Raw genomic sequence first — 17378 nt, 5'->3', positions numbered from 1 at the left:
TTTTTTTGATGCAGCAGACGATTCTGCAGCAAATTCCTATTACCCAAAAAAGCTTTTCCAGGCAGTGAGAGGAAATAACGGAAATGCAGATGAGGGGGATGGTCTGCTGCAGGCGGCAAATCTTGCAAGGGGATTCCTTTTTATAGGGAAAACTTCCGAATATGTAGTAATAAAAACTACATAATAAAGTGTCGAATAAAAGTAAAACTTGACATAAAAACAATAATGCTTTATACTAAAATAGTTTTAAAATCAAACTAAATTAAAGCATGGAGGATATTGTTTTGGATAGAGAATACAAAAGCAGTTTGAGATGTTTGAAAATTGGAGATAAGGTGGCAGAACTTCCTATTATTCAAGGGGGAATGGGCGTGGGAGTGAGCCGTAGCTCCCTGGCTGGCGCAGTGGCAGCAGAAGGAGGAGTGGGAGTTATTTCCACAGCTCAGATCGGATATGATGAGGCTGGCTTTGAAAAAGACCAGGCGGGGTGCAATCTGAAGGCAATAAGAAAGCATATATGGAAGGCAAGGGAGATTGCCAAGGGAAAAGGGCTGGTCGGTGTTAATATTATGGTAGCGCTGAAACATTATAAAGAGCATGTAAAGGAAGCTGTGGAATGTGGTGCAGATGTGATCATCAGTGGCGCAGGACTTCCCATGAATCTGCCAGAGCTGGTACCGGAGTTTTGCAGAACAAAGATTGCGCCTATTGTTTCTTCAAAAAGGGCAGCAAATCTGATTCTGAAAATGTGGGCACATCGATATAACCGGACTGCAGATCTGATCGTAGTGGAAGGACCGGAGGCAGGAGGACACCTGGGATTTTCCAGGGATCAGCTGGCTCACAGGGATGAGATGGATTTTGACCAGGAAATCCGGGATATTATTGCATGTAAAAAGGAATATGAGGAAAAGTTTGGCCGGGAAATTCCAGTGGTAGTTGCTGGCGGAATTTTTGACCGGAAAGATATTGATCATGCTATGGCACTTGGGGCAGCTGGTGTGCAGATCGCAAGCCGGTTTGTGGCGACAAAGGAATGCGATGCCGATGAAAGGTATAAACAGGCGTATGTAAATGCAAGGAAAGAGGATGTGCAGATTATCCAGAGCCCTGTAGGAATGCCTGGAAGGGCGCTTTGCAATCCTTTTATGAAACTGGTAGAGAATGGACGGATTCCAGTAAAGAAGTGCTATAACTGCCTGGAAAAATGTAATCCAGGACAGGTTCCGTACTGCATTACCAAGGCATTGATCGATGCGGTGGAGGGAGATGTAGAGAATGGATTGATGTTCTGTGGGGCAAATGTTGGAAGGATTGACAAAATTACTTCAGTGCATGAATTGATGCGGGAATTGGCAGAAGGCTGATGGTTAGCCGGTTCCTATATGGTGATGTTGCTGACAAACGGCATGTCCGTTTAGAGTATAAGGTTTAGATTAGAATTTTATGGCGGGAGAGAAAATCCCGCCATATTATGTTTATTGTAATTCTGCAATCCGGGTGACGCCTACGTAAATTTCCTGAATTTTGTACCAGGTGGTATAATCTACGATTCCGGTTTCCGGAAGACCGAAAATATTCTGGAATTTGCGGACAGAGGCCTGAGTCTGGGCACCATAGATTCCGTCCGGATTTACTTTTGGAAGAGCAGGGTAGGCCTGGCTGATAGCATTTAGCTGTTCCTGAAGCTGGAGTACTTTGCTGCCGGAAGCACCAATATCCAGGTCATATCCTGGCCAGGAGGAAGGAATCCCGGAGACTTCTTCTGCCACATTGATATACATATCGTTTCCGTAGAAATACCGTAGGATTTCAATAGCAGAATATCCCTGGTCTCCAAGCCGCTTGCTTCCCCACTGTGTCATCCATCCTCTGTCCCGGCACTGCACCCGCTCTCCGTCGCAGTACTGGGTAAGAATTGGCTGACGGACGTTAGGACGGGATAGATAATTCTCGAAAAGTTCGTCTACAATGCGGTCGATGGAGTCAAAGATGTTTCGTCCGCGGATCCATTTGTGGTCGTAGGCGGTGGAGGAGGTGATGGTGTAGTCTTTCCCTTTATTGCGGTACCACTCCGTGTATACCCGGTTTAGGGTAAAGGACATAATTGCCAGGATGTTGGCGCGGATAGTGTCGTCAGGCCAGGTGGCATAGATTTCGCTGCTTGCTACATTTTTGATATAGTCGCGGTAGCGGACATAATAATTAGAGGCGGAGTTATCACCTACAGGCCCATCGTGCACTACAATGTATTCCGGAATTACGACCTTGCTTAGAACAATTTCGCCAGTTTCGTGTACTGGTTTAATTTCAGATTCCTGTATTTTTGGTGGATATTCATAGAAAAGTGTATGGGGAGGAATGACAATTCTGTTTTCCGAAACAGTGTCTTGCCTGGGATTCAGAAGGACAGGCTGTTTGGCCAGAACCGCAGGCAAGACTTCTGTGCCTGCGATTTCCTCCTGGTGAAAATCCTCGGCTTTGATCTGCATGGAATATTCTGCATAAGGCTGCGCCTCCTCGGAAGCATTCAGGCTGTATTCCAGAGGAGGCGTTTTTAATTGAAGGACAGGGGTGTTGCCGGAAGAATCCGTGCGGACTTCTTCAATGACACTGTTTGGATCACCTGTATAAGAAATACGGACCAGTGCATTTTCCACAGGGCGGTTGTCTGTTTTTGAATGGACCGTTATCTGTAAGGTACCCTGGTCTACATTTTCCTGCTGTGCACATAAGGTTTTTCTGTAATACATGGACGACCTCATAAAATGCTCTTCCAGGTATTATATGCTAAAAATGCAATTGTGAAAACATAATTCAGGGATGTTTGTGGGGATGAGAATATATTATAATAGTAAAGAGGCAGCAGGACAGCGGTGCCTACGGTGAAAAAAACGAAAGAAGGAATAAAATGAAACACTTAAGAAAACAAATTGCAGGCTATCTTTTAACGCTTATTCTGCTTATGGCAGGAATCGTATTCCCTGGAAGCGGGGAAAAGGTTCTGGCATCTGGCGGCAGCATGACTGTGCATTTCCTGGATGTGGGACAGGGATTATCCATTCTGGTGCAGTCAGAGGGACAGAATCTGCTGTATGATGGTGGTCCAAGAAGCGCGTCCAGCTATGTGGTGTCCTATTTGCAGGAGCAGAATGTGTCAGAAATTGATTATCTGATTTCATCCCATTACGATGAGGATCATGTGAGCGGACTGATTGGCTGTCTGAATGCATTTCAGGTGGACAATGTGATTGGAGCAGATTATATCCATGATTCTTCCCTTTATGGCTCTTTTATGGATGCAGTGGCAGCACATGGGCTTGAAGTACAGCATCCGGCAGTGGGGGCGGAGTATACATTTGGCTCGGGAGAATTTACAATTCTTTCACCAAAGGAAATCAGCAAAGAGAGTAATGCTAATTCGGTGGCAATTAAGCTGACGAATGGAGAAAACAGTTTCGTTTTTACCGGGGATGCAGATTTTAACTGTGAGGCAGATATGGTGAATTCCGGGCTTGATCTGAGCTGCGACGTGTTAAGTGTGGGCCATCATGGATCTGCTACATCCACAAGCTGGGATTTTCTTCAGGCTGCAGTTCCGGAATTTGCAGTGATCAGCTGCGGCGCAGGAAATATGTATGGTCATCCGCATGCGGATACCATGGAAAAACTGTCAGATATGGGAATTCAGGTATATCGCTCTGATGAACAGGGAACCATTGTAGCTTCTTCGGATGGAAGTGCTATTACCTGGAGTGCAGATCCTTGCAATGATTATACTTCAGGTGATGGAGAAACAGCTGGGCAAAGTGAAGGGGAGAATGGATTTACAGCTGAAGATAATAGCGGAACTGATGCAGCTGCAGCATCAGAAAAGTCAGAACAGATTGCTGCAGCAGATGACAGTCAGGAGGAAATGGTATGGATATCTGCTACAGGAAGTAAATATCACAGTATTCCTGACTGTGGAAATATGAATCCGGATAAGGCATATCAGGAGCCAGTCTCACAGGCTGAGGCTCAAGGATATGAAGCTTGTAAGAAGTGCTTTTGATTATATATATTTAACCGAAATTTTCCATTATATTTCGGAATATCCCTTTTTTATTTGGGGAAATTCTGGTATACTAGAGCGTGTTTGAAAAAGGCTTTCTGCAAGATGTGCGTCACAATTTGTGGGAGATTTTGCCCGGATGAGGGCGCCGTAGCGGGCTACGGCAACCGAATTCGGGCAAAATATACCGCAAAGTGGGGCGTGCAGATTGCGGGAATGATTTTTCAAACAGGCTCTAAAGTGTATGCTTAGTAGAACGTACGGAATATAAAATATAATAACTGTGTAGTTTTCGGACCGTAATCCGTGAGGGCTCCGGCAGTTATAAATAAATTGGTGGTGTAAAATTAGTGAGTGAACAGAAAAGAGTAATTTATACAAAGGAGGAACTGGCTGCGAAGGTAAAGGTTCCGGCTATCGTGGAGCAGGATCTGAAGCGCATTATCAGTGATCGCCTGGAACAATGCGGTCTGTATTACAGATGCTTTTCCAGAATCAAGACAGCTTCTTCTATGGCTCATAAATTTGCTCTGAAAGATTATGGCGCGGAGAATAAGAAACTGCAGGACCTGGTAGGTGTTCGTATTAACCTGTATTTTGATGATGATGTAGAAATCTGCCAGAATATTGTGGAAAATACCTTTGATGTGATTGGCTGGTCCACTTCGGAAAGAAGCGAGGAGGAGTTCAAACCTACGAAATTAAACGGCGTGTGCCGTCTTCCGGAATATTTGCGATCAGAAATTTCAACAGAGACCTGGGATATGTATATTGATGATACCTTCGAGATTCAGATTAAGACCATGTTTTTCGAGGGCTGGCATGAGATCGAGCACGATATGCGCTATAAAGGAGAGGAACTGTGGAAGAATTACAAGGGCTTTTCCAGATACTTTAACAGTATTCTGGCAACTTTGGAGCTTTGTGATAAATCCATGGTTACCCTGTTTGAGGATCTGGGACATTCCCTTTATAAATCAGGCAGATGGAGTGATATGATCAAGAGCCATTTCCGCCTGAAACTGGGAGAGGGACAGCTTTATCCTGAGGTGGCGAAGCTTCTGGATGAGGATTGTGACCAGCAGGTGGAGAACCTGGCCAAGCGTATTTATAAGACCAGCAAGCAGACACTGGTAGACCAGCTGCTTCACCGCAGCCGCAAGGTACCGATCAATGTAAATACGATCATTGCCCTGTTAAACGACAGTCAGTTCCACGACAGTCGTCTGACAGCTATTTTTAAGGAACGTGATGTTTATAATGATGGTCGCGAGGAGAGCCTCGGAGAATCCTGGCATTATGAGATGAAGCCTCTTATCCGCCACAACGTGTTCCAGATGTGCACACAGGTGGATGGAAGCCGTCTGAAGGAAGAGAAACCGGCATCTGCTGCAGAGATTTTCCAGCAGGCAGCAGATGCGATATATGGCTGGATCGTGGGGAAATATGGCGGTCTGTTTAAGGAAATGCCACAGAAGACCAGTACTTATCATGCTGACATTCTGGCTTATCATGTAGCTGTGAATTATGATCCGGACAATCATCGGCTGAATATGCATGTAAGACATATGGATATGGAAGTGGGCGGCAGAATCTGGTATTCAGAAGCCGGACTTGAAGTGTCGCGTCAGGATGAAGTGATTCTGAAGGTTTGCAATGGATATGCACAGCCGGAGAGAGAACACACCATCCAGGACCCGGGAGTAACTTTCTTCAGTTATCCTGGATATTATAAGACGATTGTTGACAATATCGGAATTGTAAATGGAATCGAATGTTCTAACAGAAGACGTATTTTGCGAGAGGATATGTTTGGGAATCTTATTGCAGCGTTGAAAGATTCAGGGCGTTTATTCCCTGTTGTTGTGATCGTCTCAAGAGAAACTGCAGACGGAATGATGGATGAGGATTGGCTGGGCCAGTTCCGTGTATCTGATTTTACAAGGACTGTATGGCGATATTCTCATGTATTTACGGCGCATGAGTCTGTTGGAAAGAAATTTCTGAAACTTGCAGGAATTGATATTCGCCAGATTGATGATATCCCAAGGCTTTATATTTTCTGGCCGGGCGGAGATGTGGACGACTATGGTCCGGAGGATGTAACCAACTGTAGCTTTGGCCGTCACCTTGAGGCAAGAGGCGATGCCCGCACCTATGATATTGTGCGTGGCGGACAGGCGTTCTATCATAAGATCGTTACAGATTTAAGAGAATGGAATATTTCTGCTGATATGTGGGAAGGATTTAAGCTGGAGACAGTGACAGAACTTCCGAAATAGAATGATAAAAGTACAACGGTAATAAAAAGGCCTGCAAAACGGATGGTTTGCAGGTCTTTTTTACTTTTAAGCAATAAAAAAATGCGGAAGATGGGACTTGAATTAATTTCATCTTGACAGCGGAAAAATGTTGATTTTATGCGGTGTTTTCAATGTGGCACTAAATGTCTGTTTCAATAAAAGGGGCAGAAAAGGGGCAACTTTAAAAAATAGATACTTTTGCAATCTGTTCGTTGTCTTTCTCCGTGAGCTTTTTTGTGACATGTAAGTATATTTCTTTGGTAACCTTGCTGTTTTCGTGTCCGAGTCTCCTAGAGATGGTATCAATGCTGATACCTTGCTCCAAGAGAAGAGAGGCATGAGTATGACGCAGGGCATGTGGGGTGATAGCACGCCCTAAGACACGCTTGGAGTTTTCCCTTAAATATTTATTGTAGGAATAATAGTGTATATAAGTTCCATTCCTGGAAAAGAGAAACAGGGCTGGCTTTCCAATATTAAACATTAAGCGTCGGCGGAGCATCAGCGCATTTAATTGTTTGCATACATTTTCCAATTCCTCCTGCATATACACATCCCTGATCGAACAAAAGCTCTTTGGAGATGTGACGATCTGGTTTATATAATCATAGTTTTTTGTTACATGGATCACCTTGTTTTTAAAATCCACATCTATACGGTCCAAGGCAATCAGCTCACCAACTCTCAGACCAGACAGCGCCATGAATTCAGTACACAGTCTCCAAAGAGTGTGATCCATTCCATCCAATAAGGCTTTGAGCTGATCTGATTCCAGGTACTTATCCTGTATTTTTTGTTTATGAGGAAGATCCTTGAAAGGTTCTATTTTCTCCAGAAAAGTAATGTCACTGATCATATCGTTACTATATCCCCAGCGGATCAGAGCGCGGAAACGAGTAAGATGTTCATTTAAAGTACTGTTTTCTTTTCCAGAATCACGAAACTTACTCCGAACATATTTAGCAGTCATATGCTCCACAATTGTACTTTCACCAAGCATTTTCATAATGGCATTGCAGGCAAAATAATTTCGGGAGTATGTAGATTGTTTGACTGTCTTTTTCTGATCTTTTCTATATTCCTCAACCAATTCTTTTAAGGTGCACTGATGATCTGGACGGGTTCCCATAGCCTGCTGGATTTTTAATTCCAAAGTCTTCTGTGCTGTTTTTCTGGTTTGGGCGGTATTTTTATCCATTGTGATAGATACACGTTTTGTTTTTCCAGTCATATAGTCCTCATACCGCTCACAGAATTTGAATTTGCCATTTTTCGATTCTTCAACCCACATGATATCATCCTCCTTATACGGACCATTCCGGCAGAATCACCGAGATGGTTTCTTTTTTTTATTGCGCCGGCGCAAGTGCCGGGAAAAATAAGTATAAAAATAACAGCCAGCGCGAACAAAGGTTCCGCTTGCATGGCTGCCCCGAAGATGATACAATATTTTTGATGAAAATGCTGTACATCTTCGGATGTGCTCGCCGCTCTGGTGCGCCAACACTAGGGCGGTTTTTCTTTTATTTAATTATTCTTCATCTTCTTCAAACTCTTCGATTGAATAGATGGGTTCATATGGAACTTGCATATCCACCGATTGCCTGTATTCTTCAGCTAACATTGTGGAATTAAATTCCGCAGTGGGATCAATACTTGAAACTAATTTTTCAAGTTCAGTAATATCTATTTTGAAAAATTCTTTTCGCATATTAACTTTATTAAGCCTCTTTTCGTTTAATGTTTCATGAAGCTTCTTTTCCAGTCCGACAGCATCTTCTGAGAAAATAAAACTATGTACATCAAATTTAAAGGGCACACTGGCACTGCCAAGCTCATTTACACGATCCTGTGGATCCAACCGGCGTGTCATTCCAATTTTGAAAACATCCTGGCCAAACGAACCTAAATTACTAATAATATAAACATTACCAGCTTTTCCATTCTGAAGGTTTACAATTTCATCCTTTTTGATGATTATATCAGAGAGCTGCTTTTGCAGATCAAGAATTCGGGTATGAAGTTGTTCTTTATCAGAAGCTGAAGTTGATTCTGAAAGGGCGACTGTTAATTTATCTATTTCGGTCTTAAACTTACTCTCTTCTTTCTCAACTTTCTTACGCTCTGCCTCTAACGCTTTTCGTTCCTCTGCTTCTTGGCGCATTTGTTCTTTAAGAGCTAATTGCTCCTGTTTTGCTTGTTCTTTGCGAACATAGTAATTGTATTCGATTTTTACGGCATTGATAAATAAATACTCCAATTCCCCGATAAACTTAGTAAGAGTACCTGCTATACTTTGGTTCCCTTCACCTGCAATCTTTAAGTATTTAGAAGAAATAGAACGGATATTTTCAATGGAACTATCTAATTTATCATATTTCAAATTATACAAAACGTTTTGCAGTTCAGCCTTCAAAGCAATAACCATAAGAGAGTATATAGATTTATTAGCCTTGGTTGTGTAACGAGCTTCATAAAGATCCATTAATCGGTCAATCTGTTTTGCGTTTTCTTTATATGCCTTGCGAAGATCTTTTACATCCATGCAATGTAATTTTAAAATGACAGATGGAACTAATTCTTCTAAATCTTCCTTATCATGAGGATTTAATCTGCAGTTGTTATAAGAAACATCAGACACAAGAAATGTATCAAGTGCGTATTCGATGCTCTGGTACAACTCTTTGGAACGTGCAATTTTATTACGCTGAGATGTAACTTGTTTCTCCAATTTCTGAGATTGTTCAGAAAGCGTGGATAAGTCATCATGTTGTTTTGAAAGAGTAATGTTGTTATCGGCAATTTCTGAGTTCATGCGGTCAAGGTGCTCTTTCACCTGCCAGTATTCATCTGCATGTAAATCTTGTAATTTTTGCTTTAGAGCTTCGTTTTCGGCTTTTATTTTTCCTACTCTAAAGATATCAAATAATCCCATATCGCCCTCCGGTTTTTATGATGATATTCTCAATTCAATTAATCTTTTGTGGTATCCGGTCATCCTGGATATTTGGTCAATAGTAAAATCTCTGTATTCATCCAGAAACGAATCTGGAAGTAGCAGCTCCATAGCGAAAAGATTTGCTTCCAGTTCAAATTTATCTGTATTAAACTGAGTACGTGTGTCCATAAAAATAGCATTAGCCTTTTTATGCAGAAACATGTGTCCCAGCTCATGAGCAAGAACAAATCGTTGTTCAGTTTCGGATAATCGTTCATCCAGATAAATAATATTGTTACGTTGGAAATACTGGTAGAATCCGCGCACACCCTCTAATGGATAATGAACCAATATCACATTCATACCTTTAATCATTTCAAAAGGATCGCGAGTCTGGTATTTCCTGACAAGTTGTGAAACCCGTCTCTTTATGCACATAGGCATCAGTCCTTTTTATATTTCTTAGGCGTATATTTTTCTTTGTTCTTTTTCTTTGCCATTTCCATTCCGATCTGCATAGCAGCAAGGATAGAATCCACTGCTTCAGGAGAAGCAGGATCACCGTCAAACATCAGTCCTTCCTGTGAGAGCAGTTGCTCTCTGGTATGTTCAATGATTTTCTCAATGTCTTTTTCATCACGCGGAGTGAGCGTAGAATGTTCAGTGTTTTCATCAGACATTAAATCTGATCTGCTGCAATGAAAAAGGTCACACATTGCATCTACTTTATCCATTCGCGGCGTTTTTAAACCATTACACCAATTATAAACAGAGGTGGTACCAACACCTAAACGTTTGGCAAGTTCTGCTTGAGTCATGTTGTATTCACTTAAATAGTATCGTAGCCTTTTTGAAAAGACAGCATTAAATTCCTGTTCAGGCATATCAGTTTCCTCCTTATCTTTAAATGTATAATACACTAAAAGTGAAACTATTGCAATATAAAAGTGCAAAAAATTCACTTTTAGTGTTGACACACACTTAAAGTGATGGTATAGTGGTATCACAAAGTGAAAGGAGGGAAAACAAAAATGCCAGAACCAATTCAGATTAGTTTAGCAGCGGCACGTGTAAATGCGAGATTAACGCAGGAAGAAGCTGCTAAACGAATGAAAATAGGCAAAAGAACTATTATTAATTGGGAAAAAGGAGCGGCAATTCCGTCTTTTGCAGATATGAAGCTTTTAGCAGATATTTATAATATTCCAATAGATAATATTTTTTTACCCACAAAATCCACTTAAAGTGATAGAAAACAGTTAGAGAAGTAACAGAAAGGAGAAGGATATGGAAACATTGTGCTTAGCATGCTGTTTTATTGGCACTGGATTATTAATATTATCAGTCATTCTCTGTATAGTATCTGACAACATAATATTGTGGCAAGTGATTTTAATAATTGGAGAAATAGTAGCGTTTTTCGGCTACATGCCAGTATTTTTAAAACTCTTTTGAAAGCAGGCGAATGCAGCGCTCATACAGCTTATTTGGAGAAGTAACAGGAAAGGAGATGAGGCAGAGTGAAAACTTTACTAATTCGTTTACTGCTGAGAGGAAGAAAAGAGTATTCGGACATAGTTCAAACTAGAAAAAAGAATTACAGGGTAACAATCGAAGAATTTATTCCGGCGACGGAATGGCTTCCTAAAACGCGAAAGGCTCTGCAAAACGCAGAGCCAAAATCTAAATAGGAAGTTCTTTAAGTTGCGGAGCAGCAGTCTCCATTTTACTGATGATTCTTTTATATAGTTTTACATCAGCTTTTACAAGAGAAGATGGTTTAACAGATTCCAGATTCTTTAGCTCTTTTCTCAATATACCGTAGAGGTAAATGGCTTCTGTATCGGATAATTCAAAAGTCATACAAATACTCCTTTCTATGTACTCGGGTGTGCCAGTACCCTGTATTTAAAGAATAGGAGAGAAAGCAAGGAAAGTCAATAAATACCGTTCGAGACATTTCGACAGAAAGAGGTGATTGAAATAGCTAACTGTAGCACTGAATTAAATGCATTCTTAAGTTTTCTTCGTACCTGTGAAGAGTCTAATCGGCTGGCAATTCTCACAGAAAATGATATGGATCGTCAGACGCAGGATATTTTACATAATATTGAGCTAAACGAAAACAGCCAGTACGACTATATCTGCCAGGGATTTACCTTGCGGGATATACGCCGTAAGCGGAGAAAGGCAAAAGACATAAAAGAAGCAACAGCTCCAATCTGTAACTGGATGAAAGACAACCGGAAGGTGATCAGTGATCTGGAGCGGCTGCTTGGAGATGTAAGAAAACAGGAGAAACAAGCTCAGAACCGGTCGTACACAAACCGGACAGGGGTTATGAAAAAGCTGAAGTAATTCCGGACAACCATGATCTATAAAAGGGGGTAAGTAAAAGATGGTTTACACAGAATCCATACGGGGATATCCGTACATGAGAAAAGAGCAGCTTACAAAAGAGTTCCAGATCAGTGCCGGAACTGTGCGGACAAGATTGTTTGAAATTGAAGATGAAATCAAAACAGGGCGTTATAACGATTATGCCATTATTCGGGACGGAAACATTGTCCTGATCAACGTTCTGGTGTTTATTGATTATCTTACTTATCGGCGTCAGCTTCTGGACAGCAATGCCAGGAAGTATACTCCGGCATTTCATCCGGAAAAGCTGGTGCAGATGATCGGTTGGAGCAACCGGGCTGTTGTGGAAGAAGGTGCCGGTGGTGAAGCGTAACATAATCATATCTGTCATCATAGGCACCCTTGCTACATACCTGCCGTTCTGGCAGTGGGACGGACTGCAGGTTGCAGGAGCTATAGCATTATCAATGCTTGCATGGATGCTGATACAGGGCACAGAGCCAGAAGGGAGGAGACCATGATTTTAGAAAAAATGATAGATGAGTTGTATGAGCTTTCGAAGAAAGCTATAGCAAGCGGAATCCATGTAAGTTTCGAAATAGGATTAGCTGGATATCCATGCCGGATTTGGGTGGAGGAACCTTCAGAAAGCAAAATGACTGCTTATGATATCTATCGTGAAGAAGTAATGATGAAAGAATCCGTTAAAAACTACGAAGCAGCCAGGGAGCATCTTACACGGTTGTTAAAAGAAAATGGATCCTGAGAGTTGGGAGCTCATCAGGATCCGGTGTCCAATGGACAAAAATAGTTTATCACCCTTTTATTGTAGAAGGAGAAAGAGAGAAAAATCAATGAAAACATTAAAAATTTCAGCAGATAACGAAATCTCAATTATTGATGTGAATTTTGACGATTTCAAGAGTATTCAAAAAGCTTTAGGAGGCCATTTTGAAACTGTCCATACTGCAAAAATGAGTAATTACTTTCAGAAACCAGTGATTATGCTGGTGGATGAGGATGGGCATTTCAAAAATCTTCCATTAAACCGTTTTTGGAGCTGGATGTATGACATGCCAAGACATGGTTCTCCAATCTTAGGAGATGCGCTCCTGGCGGAAGCGCGTTATGAAGATATTATGGCAGTGCAGGAACCAGAAAAACTGATGGAGAAACTGCTAAATGATTTTGAGTTTTTGAAAAAGGAGAAAAGATAAGATATGAGCATGAAGATTAACCGTCTCGAAATCGAGAATGTAAAACGTATCAAAGCAGTAAAGTTGGAACCTGCACAGAACGGCTTAACCATCATTGGCGGAGATAACCAGCAGGGCAAAACCTCAGTTCTGGATTCCATCGCCTGGGCACTTGGCGGGGAACGTTACAAACCTTCCCAGAGTACAAGAGAAGGCTCCATGGTGCCGCCGAACTTACATATTGTGATGAACAATGGTTTGGTAGTGGAGCGTAAGGGAAAGAACAGTGCCCTCAAGGTTACGGACCCGAATGGTCAGAAGGCCGGACAGCAGTTGCTTAATGAATTTGTGGAACAGCTTGCCCTGGATCTTCCAAGATTTATGGAAGCCTCCGGAACAGAGAAGGCAAAAGTGCTTTTGCAGATCATTGGCGTGGGACCTCAGCTTGCAGAACTGGAAAAGGAAGAAAAAGAGCTTTACCAGGAGCGTCTGTATGTAGGACGTACCGCTGATCAGAAAGAGAAATTTGCAAAAGAGCAGCCCTATTATCCGGATGTTCCAAGAGACCTGGTGTCACCCTCCGAGCTGATCAGACAGCAGCAGGAGATTCTGGCAAGGAATGGCGAGAACCAGAGAAAACGTGATCAGGCTGCGCAGCTCCGGGAATCTGTGAAGCGTGCCCATGAGGAAGTAATCAGATTGTCTGAGCTTCTGGAAGCAGCCAAGCTGAAACATCTGCAGCTGGTAAAAGATCTGGATATTGCAGAGACTTCTGCAAAGGATCTGACGGACCAGTCCACAGAAGAACTGGAAGCTAATATCTCCAATATCGAGGAAATCAACCGTAAAGTCAGAGCCAACCTGGATAAGGAAAAAGCGGAGGATGACGCCAAAGAGTACCGTACCAAGTACGACAATCTAACAAAGCAGCTGGAAGAGACAAGGGATAAGAAGAATGAGCTTCTGACTTCTGCAGAGCTTCCTCTTCCAGAGCTATCCGTAAAAGATGGAGAGCTGGTCTATAAAGGCCAGAAGTGGGACAACATGTCCGGTGCGGAACGTCTGAAGGTTTCTACCGCTATTGTCCGCAAACTGAACCCGCAGTGCGGTTTCGTTCTTCTGGACAAGCTGGAGCAGATGGACAGAAAGACACTGCAGGAGTTTGGAGAGTGGCTGGAAGCAGAAGGACTCCAGGCAATTGCTACCAGAGTTTCTACTGGTGATGAGTGCAGCATTATTATTGAAGACGGTTATGTGGTTGGACAGGAACATCCGGAAGAACCACAGCAAAAAGCATGGAAGGCAGGTGCATTTTAAATGGAAATTATCAGAGGTGTGATTCCCTGTGCAAAGAAGGTGGTCATTTACGGACCAGAGGGAATTGGCAAATCCACTTTTGCCAGCAAGTTCCCAGATCCGGTGTTTATTGACACGGAAGGAAGTACCAATTCAATGGATGTTGCGAGACTTCCCAAGGCGTCCAGCTGGCAGATGTTGCTGGACCAGGTGGATTATGTCCGCACACATCCGACTATGTGCAAGACACTGGTCATAGATACCATTGACTGGGCGGAATCTATGTGTATCCGGCATATCTGCGACAAGCACAGAAAGTCCGGTATTGAGGACTTTGGTTACGGAAATGGTTATGTTTATGTAAAAGAAGAATTGGGGAAATTCCTCAATCAGCTGACAGAAGTTGTAGAGGCTGGTGTCAACGTGGTCCTTACTGCACATGCGCAGATCCGGAAGTTTGAACAGCCGGATGAACTGGGAGCTTATGACAGATGGGAGTTAAAGCTTGGAAAGAAAACAGCATCCCAGACCTCCCCACTGATCAAGGAATGGGCGGACATGCTACTGTTTGCCAATTATAAAACATTCTCTATTGCGGTGGATGATAAAGGGAAAAAGAGGAAAGCCCAGGGCGGTGAGCGTGTGATGTATACCACCCACAATGCCTGCTGGGATGCAAAGAACCGCTACGGTCTGCCAGATGAAGTCCCATTCAGTTATGATTCCATCCGGACAATCATTGAGGGAAATGCCGTGCCAGTAAAAGAAACACAGCCAAAATCCGTACCAGCGCAGCAGCCGGTACAGGCTCAGCCAACTGTACAGCCTCAGCCGACTACGGTACAGGAAGCTACAAAGACAGAACCTGCTGTTACTGTTGGGGAGCAGATGAACCTTCCGCTTAATGAACCACAAAAGACTCCGGAACCGACAGCAAGGAGCAGCACCATTGATCCCGGAATCCCTAAAGCTTTACGTGACCTGATGGAGAGTAACCAGGTAGATGAATGGGACATCCAGAACGTAGTGGCAGCAAGAGGGTATTATCCCTCTGATGTAAAGGTGAAAGATTATGACATGGACTTTATCAATGGCTGTCTGATCGGGGCATGGCCACAGGTCTATGGAATGATCAAAGAAATGAAAGCGACACAACAGGTGCCGTTCAATTAAAGGAGGATAAAAATTTATGGCAGCAGAAGGAAGAGAGTTAGGCTGGGAGGATTCCATCAAACAGGATGCCCAGGATTATGAGCCAATTCCAGAAGGGGATTATAACGTAACAATTGAGAAATTTGACCGTAGCAGATCTAAAGGTGAGGGTAAGCTCCCTCCATGTAATATGGCAGTTGTTTATTTTACGGTGCATGTTCCAGAACGTGAAGTTACCATCCGGGAGAATTATGTACTGCATACCAGTTTGGAGTGGAAACTGTCTGAGCTGTTCCGTGGTGTCGGCCTTAAGAAGGAGGGCGAAGAACTCCGGATGGACTGGAGTGCACTTCCTGGCAAGACTGCGCGCGCTAAGATCGGGCTGAAGCCTGGCATTAAGGATCCAAACAAGAAGTTCAATTACATTGAAAAGCTGTATCCAAAGGATACCAGTAAACCTGCATTTACACCGGGAGGCTTTTAAAAATGGAACTAAGGCCGTATCAAAAAGAAGCGAAGGAAGCTATTTTTGAACAGTGGGACAGCGGGGTGTTAAAAACCCTGCTGGTCCTTCCTACAGGCTGTGGAAAGACTGTGGTATTTGCCAAGGTAACAGAGGAATGTGTCCGTAAAGGTGACCGCGTACTGATCCTGGCACACAGAGGGGAGCTGCTCGATCAGGCAGCAGATAAGCTGATGAAGACAACCGGGCTTGGATGTGCCTTGGAAAAGGCAGAAAGCTCCTGCCAGGGCAGCTGGTTCCGGGTAGTGGTTGGCTCTGTACAGACATTGATGAGAGAAAAGAGGCTGGGAAGTTTCCCGGCTGATTATTTTAATACCATCATTATTGACGAAGCCCATCACTGTATATCTGACAGCTATCAGAGAGTGCTGCAGCATTTTCCGGAAGCACAGGTGTTAGGCGTAACGGCAACGCCAGACCGTGGGGATATGCGGAACCTTGGCGTATATTTTGAATCCCTGGCTTATGAGTATACCCTTCCTAAGGCAATCAAGGAAGGATACCTGTCCCCGATCAAGGCGCTGACAATTCCACTCAAGATCGATATGAGCAACGTTTCTGTACAGGCAGGGGACTTCAAGGCAAGTGAGATTGGTACTGCGCTGGATCCATACCTGGAAGGAATTGCCCAGGAGATGCAGAAATACTGCATGGATAAAAAAACTGTGGTATTTCTGCCGCTGGTAAAGACCAGCCAGAAGTTCCGGGATCTCCTAAATGCTTATGGTTTCCAGGCGGCAGAAGTAAACGGAGACAGCCAGGACAGGGCTGAGGTATTAAAAGATTTTGATGCTGGTAAATACAACGTGTTATGTAATTCCATGCTCCTGACAGAAGGCTGGGACTGCCCGTCAGTTGATTGCATTGTGGTATTAAGACCTACAAAGGTAAGAAGCCTTTACTGCCAGATGGTGGGACGTGGCACAAGACTTTCACCAGAAACAGGAAAAGATCATCTGTTGCTGTTGGATTTCCTTTGGCATACAGAGCGGCATGAACTGTGCCATCCCGCAAGTCTGATCTGTGAGAATGAAGAAGTAGCCCAGAAGATGACGGAGAATCTGGAACGAGAAGCCGGCATAGCTATTGATATTGAAGAGGCGGAAAAGACTGCCTCAGAAGATGTAGTCGCACAGCGTGAGGAATCCCTGGCTAAACAGCTGGCAGAGATGAAAAAACGGAAAAAGAAGCTTGTAGATCCACTGCAGTTCGAGATGTCTATCCAGGCAGAAGACCTGTCCAGTTATGTTCCGTCTTTTGGATGGGAGATGGGACCGCCATCTGACAAACAGAAGCAGACACTGGAAAAGCTGGGAATCATGCCGGATCAGATTGAGAATGCAGGGAAGGCAGCTAAGATTCTTGACCGTTTGGACAAGCGTAGAAATGAGGGGCTTACTACCCCGAAGCAGATCCGCTTCCTGGAGGGCAGGGGATTTAAACATGTGGGGACCTGGCAGTTTAACACAGCCAAGAATTTAATTGACAGGATTGCCGGGAACGGATGGAAGATCCCGAACGACATTGTACCACAGGAATATAAAGGAGCATAAAC

19 protein-coding genes and 1 pseudogene are annotated in these 17378 nt (G+C 43.3%); 13 read left to right on the top strand and 7 right to left on the bottom strand.

From position 1 onward, the window contains the following. Positions 1–284: 284 nt before the first annotated feature. Entirely contained in the window at positions 285–1367 is a 1083-nt protein-coding gene (locus I4V84_RS12775; protein ID WP_334286085.1) for a nitronate monooxygenase family protein, read from the top strand. Positions 1368–1478: 111 nt separating this feature from the next. Here I4V84_RS12775 and I4V84_RS12770 read toward each other — a convergent pair whose 3' ends face one another. Next, the gene (locus I4V84_RS12770) at positions 1479–2753 is read right to left on the bottom strand and encodes a peptidoglycan-binding domain-containing protein (RefSeq protein ID WP_195992406.1); all 1275 of its coding nucleotides are present in this window, start codon (positions 2751–2753) and stop codon (positions 1479–1481) included. 158 nt (positions 2754–2911) lie between these two features. Here I4V84_RS12770 and I4V84_RS12765 point away from each other — a divergent pair, with 158 nt between their 5' ends. Then, positions 2912–4054: a ComEC/Rec2 family competence protein gene (locus I4V84_RS12765; protein ID WP_173772590.1), complete on the top strand. Its 1143-nt coding sequence runs from the start codon at positions 2912–2914 to the stop codon at positions 4052–4054. Positions 4055–4081: 27 nt separating this feature from the next. Here the strand turns inward: I4V84_RS12765 and I4V84_RS20655 are convergent. After that, a pseudogene (locus tag I4V84_RS20655) lies at positions 4082–4222 on the bottom strand (DUF6783 domain-containing protein); the annotation flags it as partial. On the opposite strand from I4V84_RS20655, the gene I4V84_RS20650 reads away from it, so the two are divergent. Together I4V84_RS20650 and I4V84_RS12760 are read left to right on the top strand one after the other, a co-directional pair. Next, on the top strand, positions 4160–4306 hold the full coding sequence (locus I4V84_RS20650) for a DUF6783 domain-containing protein (protein ID WP_306467796.1): 147 nt from the start codon (positions 4160–4162) through the stop codon (positions 4304–4306). The pseudogene I4V84_RS20655 and the gene I4V84_RS20650 overlap by 63 nt on opposite strands. A 98-nt stretch (positions 4307–4404) precedes the next feature. Further along, complete coding sequence (locus tag I4V84_RS12760; RefSeq protein WP_173772588.1) at positions 4405–6336, top strand: hypothetical protein; 1932 nt, start codon at positions 4405–4407, stop codon at positions 6334–6336. A gap of 202 nt (positions 6337–6538) precedes the next feature. Here the strand turns inward: I4V84_RS12760 and I4V84_RS12755 are convergent, their stop codons facing one another. The 4 genes from I4V84_RS12755 to I4V84_RS12740 form a co-directional block, all read right to left on the bottom strand. Then, positions 6539–7648 carry a site-specific integrase gene (locus I4V84_RS12755; RefSeq protein WP_195992398.1) on the bottom strand — a complete coding sequence of 370 codons (1110 nt, stop codon included), beginning with the start codon at positions 7646–7648 and terminating at the stop codon, positions 6539–6541. A 240-nt stretch (positions 7649–7888) separates the two neighbouring features. Then, positions 7889–9292, bottom strand: a complete 1404-nt coding sequence (locus I4V84_RS19680; RefSeq protein ID WP_207748670.1) for a GIY-YIG nuclease family protein — start codon at positions 9290–9292, stop codon at positions 7889–7891. A gap of 15 nt (positions 9293–9307) precedes the next feature. After that, positions 9308–9670: an ImmA/IrrE family metallo-endopeptidase gene (locus I4V84_RS12745; protein WP_243284094.1), complete on the bottom strand. Its 363-nt coding sequence runs from the start codon at positions 9668–9670 to the stop codon at positions 9308–9310. 68 nt (positions 9671–9738) lie between these two features. Continuing rightward, on the bottom strand, positions 9739–10179 hold the full coding sequence (locus I4V84_RS12740) for a helix-turn-helix domain-containing protein (protein ID WP_148463817.1): 441 nt from the start codon (positions 10177–10179) through the stop codon (positions 9739–9741). Between the two features lie 147 nt (positions 10180–10326). On the opposite strand from I4V84_RS12740, the gene I4V84_RS12735 reads away from it, so the two are divergent. Next, on the top strand, positions 10327–10539 hold the full coding sequence (locus I4V84_RS12735; protein ID WP_148463816.1) for a helix-turn-helix transcriptional regulator: 213 nt from the start codon (positions 10327–10329) through the stop codon (positions 10537–10539). A 439-nt stretch (positions 10540–10978) separates the two neighbouring features. On the opposite strand, the gene I4V84_RS12730 is transcribed toward I4V84_RS12735, so the two are convergent. After that, the gene (locus I4V84_RS12730; RefSeq protein ID WP_195992388.1) at positions 10979–11158 is read right to left on the bottom strand and encodes a hypothetical protein; all 180 of its coding nucleotides are present in this window, start codon (positions 11156–11158) and stop codon (positions 10979–10981) included. A 111-nt stretch (positions 11159–11269) separates the two neighbouring features. On the opposite strand from I4V84_RS12730, the gene I4V84_RS12725 reads away from it, so the two are divergent. The 8 genes from I4V84_RS12725 (at position 11270) to I4V84_RS12690 (ending at position 17376) form a co-directional block, all read left to right on the top strand. After that, positions 11270–11653, top strand: coding sequence for a hypothetical protein (locus I4V84_RS12725; RefSeq protein WP_195992387.1), 384 nt, complete (start codon positions 11270–11272; stop codon positions 11651–11653). A 40-nt stretch (positions 11654–11693) separates the two neighbouring features. Next, positions 11694–12029, top strand: a complete 336-nt coding sequence (locus I4V84_RS12720) for a hypothetical protein (RefSeq protein ID WP_195992386.1) — start codon at positions 11694–11696, stop codon at positions 12027–12029. Between the two features lie 144 nt (positions 12030–12173). After that, positions 12174–12422 (top strand): hypothetical protein, encoded by a 249-nt coding sequence (locus I4V84_RS12715; RefSeq protein ID WP_195992385.1) that lies wholly within the window; start codon positions 12174–12176, stop codon positions 12420–12422. A 31-nt stretch (positions 12423–12453) separates the two neighbouring features. Continuing rightward, positions 12454–12873, top strand: coding sequence for a DUF3846 domain-containing protein (locus tag I4V84_RS12710; protein ID WP_195992384.1), 420 nt, complete (start codon positions 12454–12456; stop codon positions 12871–12873). 3 nt (positions 12874–12876) lie between these two features. Next, positions 12877–14169 carry an AAA family ATPase gene (locus I4V84_RS12705; RefSeq protein ID WP_195992383.1) on the top strand — a complete coding sequence of 431 codons (1293 nt, stop codon included), beginning with the start codon at positions 12877–12879 and terminating at the stop codon, positions 14167–14169. Then, positions 14170–15321, top strand: coding sequence for an ATP-binding protein (locus I4V84_RS12700; protein ID WP_195992382.1), 1152 nt, complete (start codon positions 14170–14172; stop codon positions 15319–15321). Between the two features lie 16 nt (positions 15322–15337). After that, on the top strand, positions 15338–15784 hold the full coding sequence (locus I4V84_RS12695) for a hypothetical protein (RefSeq protein ID WP_173772648.1): 447 nt from the start codon (positions 15338–15340) through the stop codon (positions 15782–15784). Between the two features lie 2 nt (positions 15785–15786). Then, positions 15787–17376 (top strand): DEAD/DEAH box helicase, encoded by a 1590-nt coding sequence (locus I4V84_RS12690; RefSeq protein ID WP_173772650.1) that lies wholly within the window; start codon positions 15787–15789, stop codon positions 17374–17376. The last annotated feature ends 2 nt before the right edge of the window (positions 17377–17378 follow it).

The sequence above is a fragment of the Ruminococcus sp. 1001713B170207_170306_F1 genome (assembly GCF_015668065.1).
In the GTDB taxonomy this organism is placed as follows: domain Bacteria; phylum Bacillota; class Clostridia; order Lachnospirales; family Lachnospiraceae; genus Blautia_A; species Blautia_A faecis.
This window is presented reverse-complemented; position numbering and strand designations above follow the sequence as displayed.

What these genes read in the sequence shown, in the direction of transcription:
- I4V84_RS12715 (WP_195992385.1), top strand. Translation starts at nt 12,174, where the DNA reads ATGATTTTAGAAAAAATGATAGATGAGTTGTATGAGCTTTCGAAGAAA.
- I4V84_RS12710 (WP_195992384.1), top strand. Translation starts at nt 12,454, where the DNA reads ATGGACAAAAATAGTTTATCACCCTTTTATTGTAGAAGGAGAAAGAGA.
- I4V84_RS12735 (WP_148463816.1), top strand. Translation starts at nt 10,327, where the DNA reads ATGCCAGAACCAATTCAGATTAGTTTAGCAGCGGCACGTGTAAATGCG.
- I4V84_RS12700 (WP_195992382.1), top strand. Translation starts at nt 14,170, where the DNA reads ATGGAAATTATCAGAGGTGTGATTCCCTGTGCAAAGAAGGTGGTCATT.
- I4V84_RS12755 (WP_195992398.1), bottom strand. Translation starts at nt 7,648, where the DNA reads ATGTGGGTTGAAGAATCGAAAAATGGCAAATTCAAATTCTGTGAGCGG.
- I4V84_RS12720 (WP_195992386.1), top strand. Translation starts at nt 11,694, where the DNA reads ATGGTTTACACAGAATCCATACGGGGATATCCGTACATGAGAAAAGAG.
- I4V84_RS12740 (WP_148463817.1), bottom strand. Translation starts at nt 10,179, where the DNA reads ATGCCTGAACAGGAATTTAATGCTGTCTTTTCAAAAAGGCTACGATAC.
- I4V84_RS12730 (WP_195992388.1), bottom strand. Translation starts at nt 11,158, where the DNA reads ATGACTTTTGAATTATCCGATACAGAAGCCATTTACCTCTACGGTATA.
- I4V84_RS12690 (WP_173772650.1), top strand. Translation starts at nt 15,787, where the DNA reads ATGGAACTAAGGCCGTATCAAAAAGAAGCGAAGGAAGCTATTTTTGAA.
- I4V84_RS19680 (WP_207748670.1), bottom strand. Translation starts at nt 9,292, where the DNA reads ATGGGATTATTTGATATCTTTAGAGTAGGAAAAATAAAAGCCGAAAAC.
- I4V84_RS12705 (WP_195992383.1), top strand. Translation starts at nt 12,877, where the DNA reads ATGAGCATGAAGATTAACCGTCTCGAAATCGAGAATGTAAAACGTATC.
- I4V84_RS20650 (WP_306467796.1), top strand. Translation starts at nt 4,160, where the DNA reads ATGTGCGTCACAATTTGTGGGAGATTTTGCCCGGATGAGGGCGCCGTA.
- I4V84_RS12695 (WP_173772648.1), top strand. Translation starts at nt 15,338, where the DNA reads ATGGCAGCAGAAGGAAGAGAGTTAGGCTGGGAGGATTCCATCAAACAG.
- I4V84_RS12765 (WP_173772590.1), top strand. Translation starts at nt 2,912, where the DNA reads ATGAAACACTTAAGAAAACAAATTGCAGGCTATCTTTTAACGCTTATT.
- I4V84_RS12745 (WP_243284094.1), bottom strand. Translation starts at nt 9,670, where the DNA reads ATGATTAAAGGTATGAATGTGATATTGGTTCATTATCCATTAGAGGGT.
- I4V84_RS12770 (WP_195992406.1), bottom strand. Translation starts at nt 2,753, where the DNA reads ATGTATTACAGAAAAACCTTATGTGCACAGCAGGAAAATGTAGACCAG.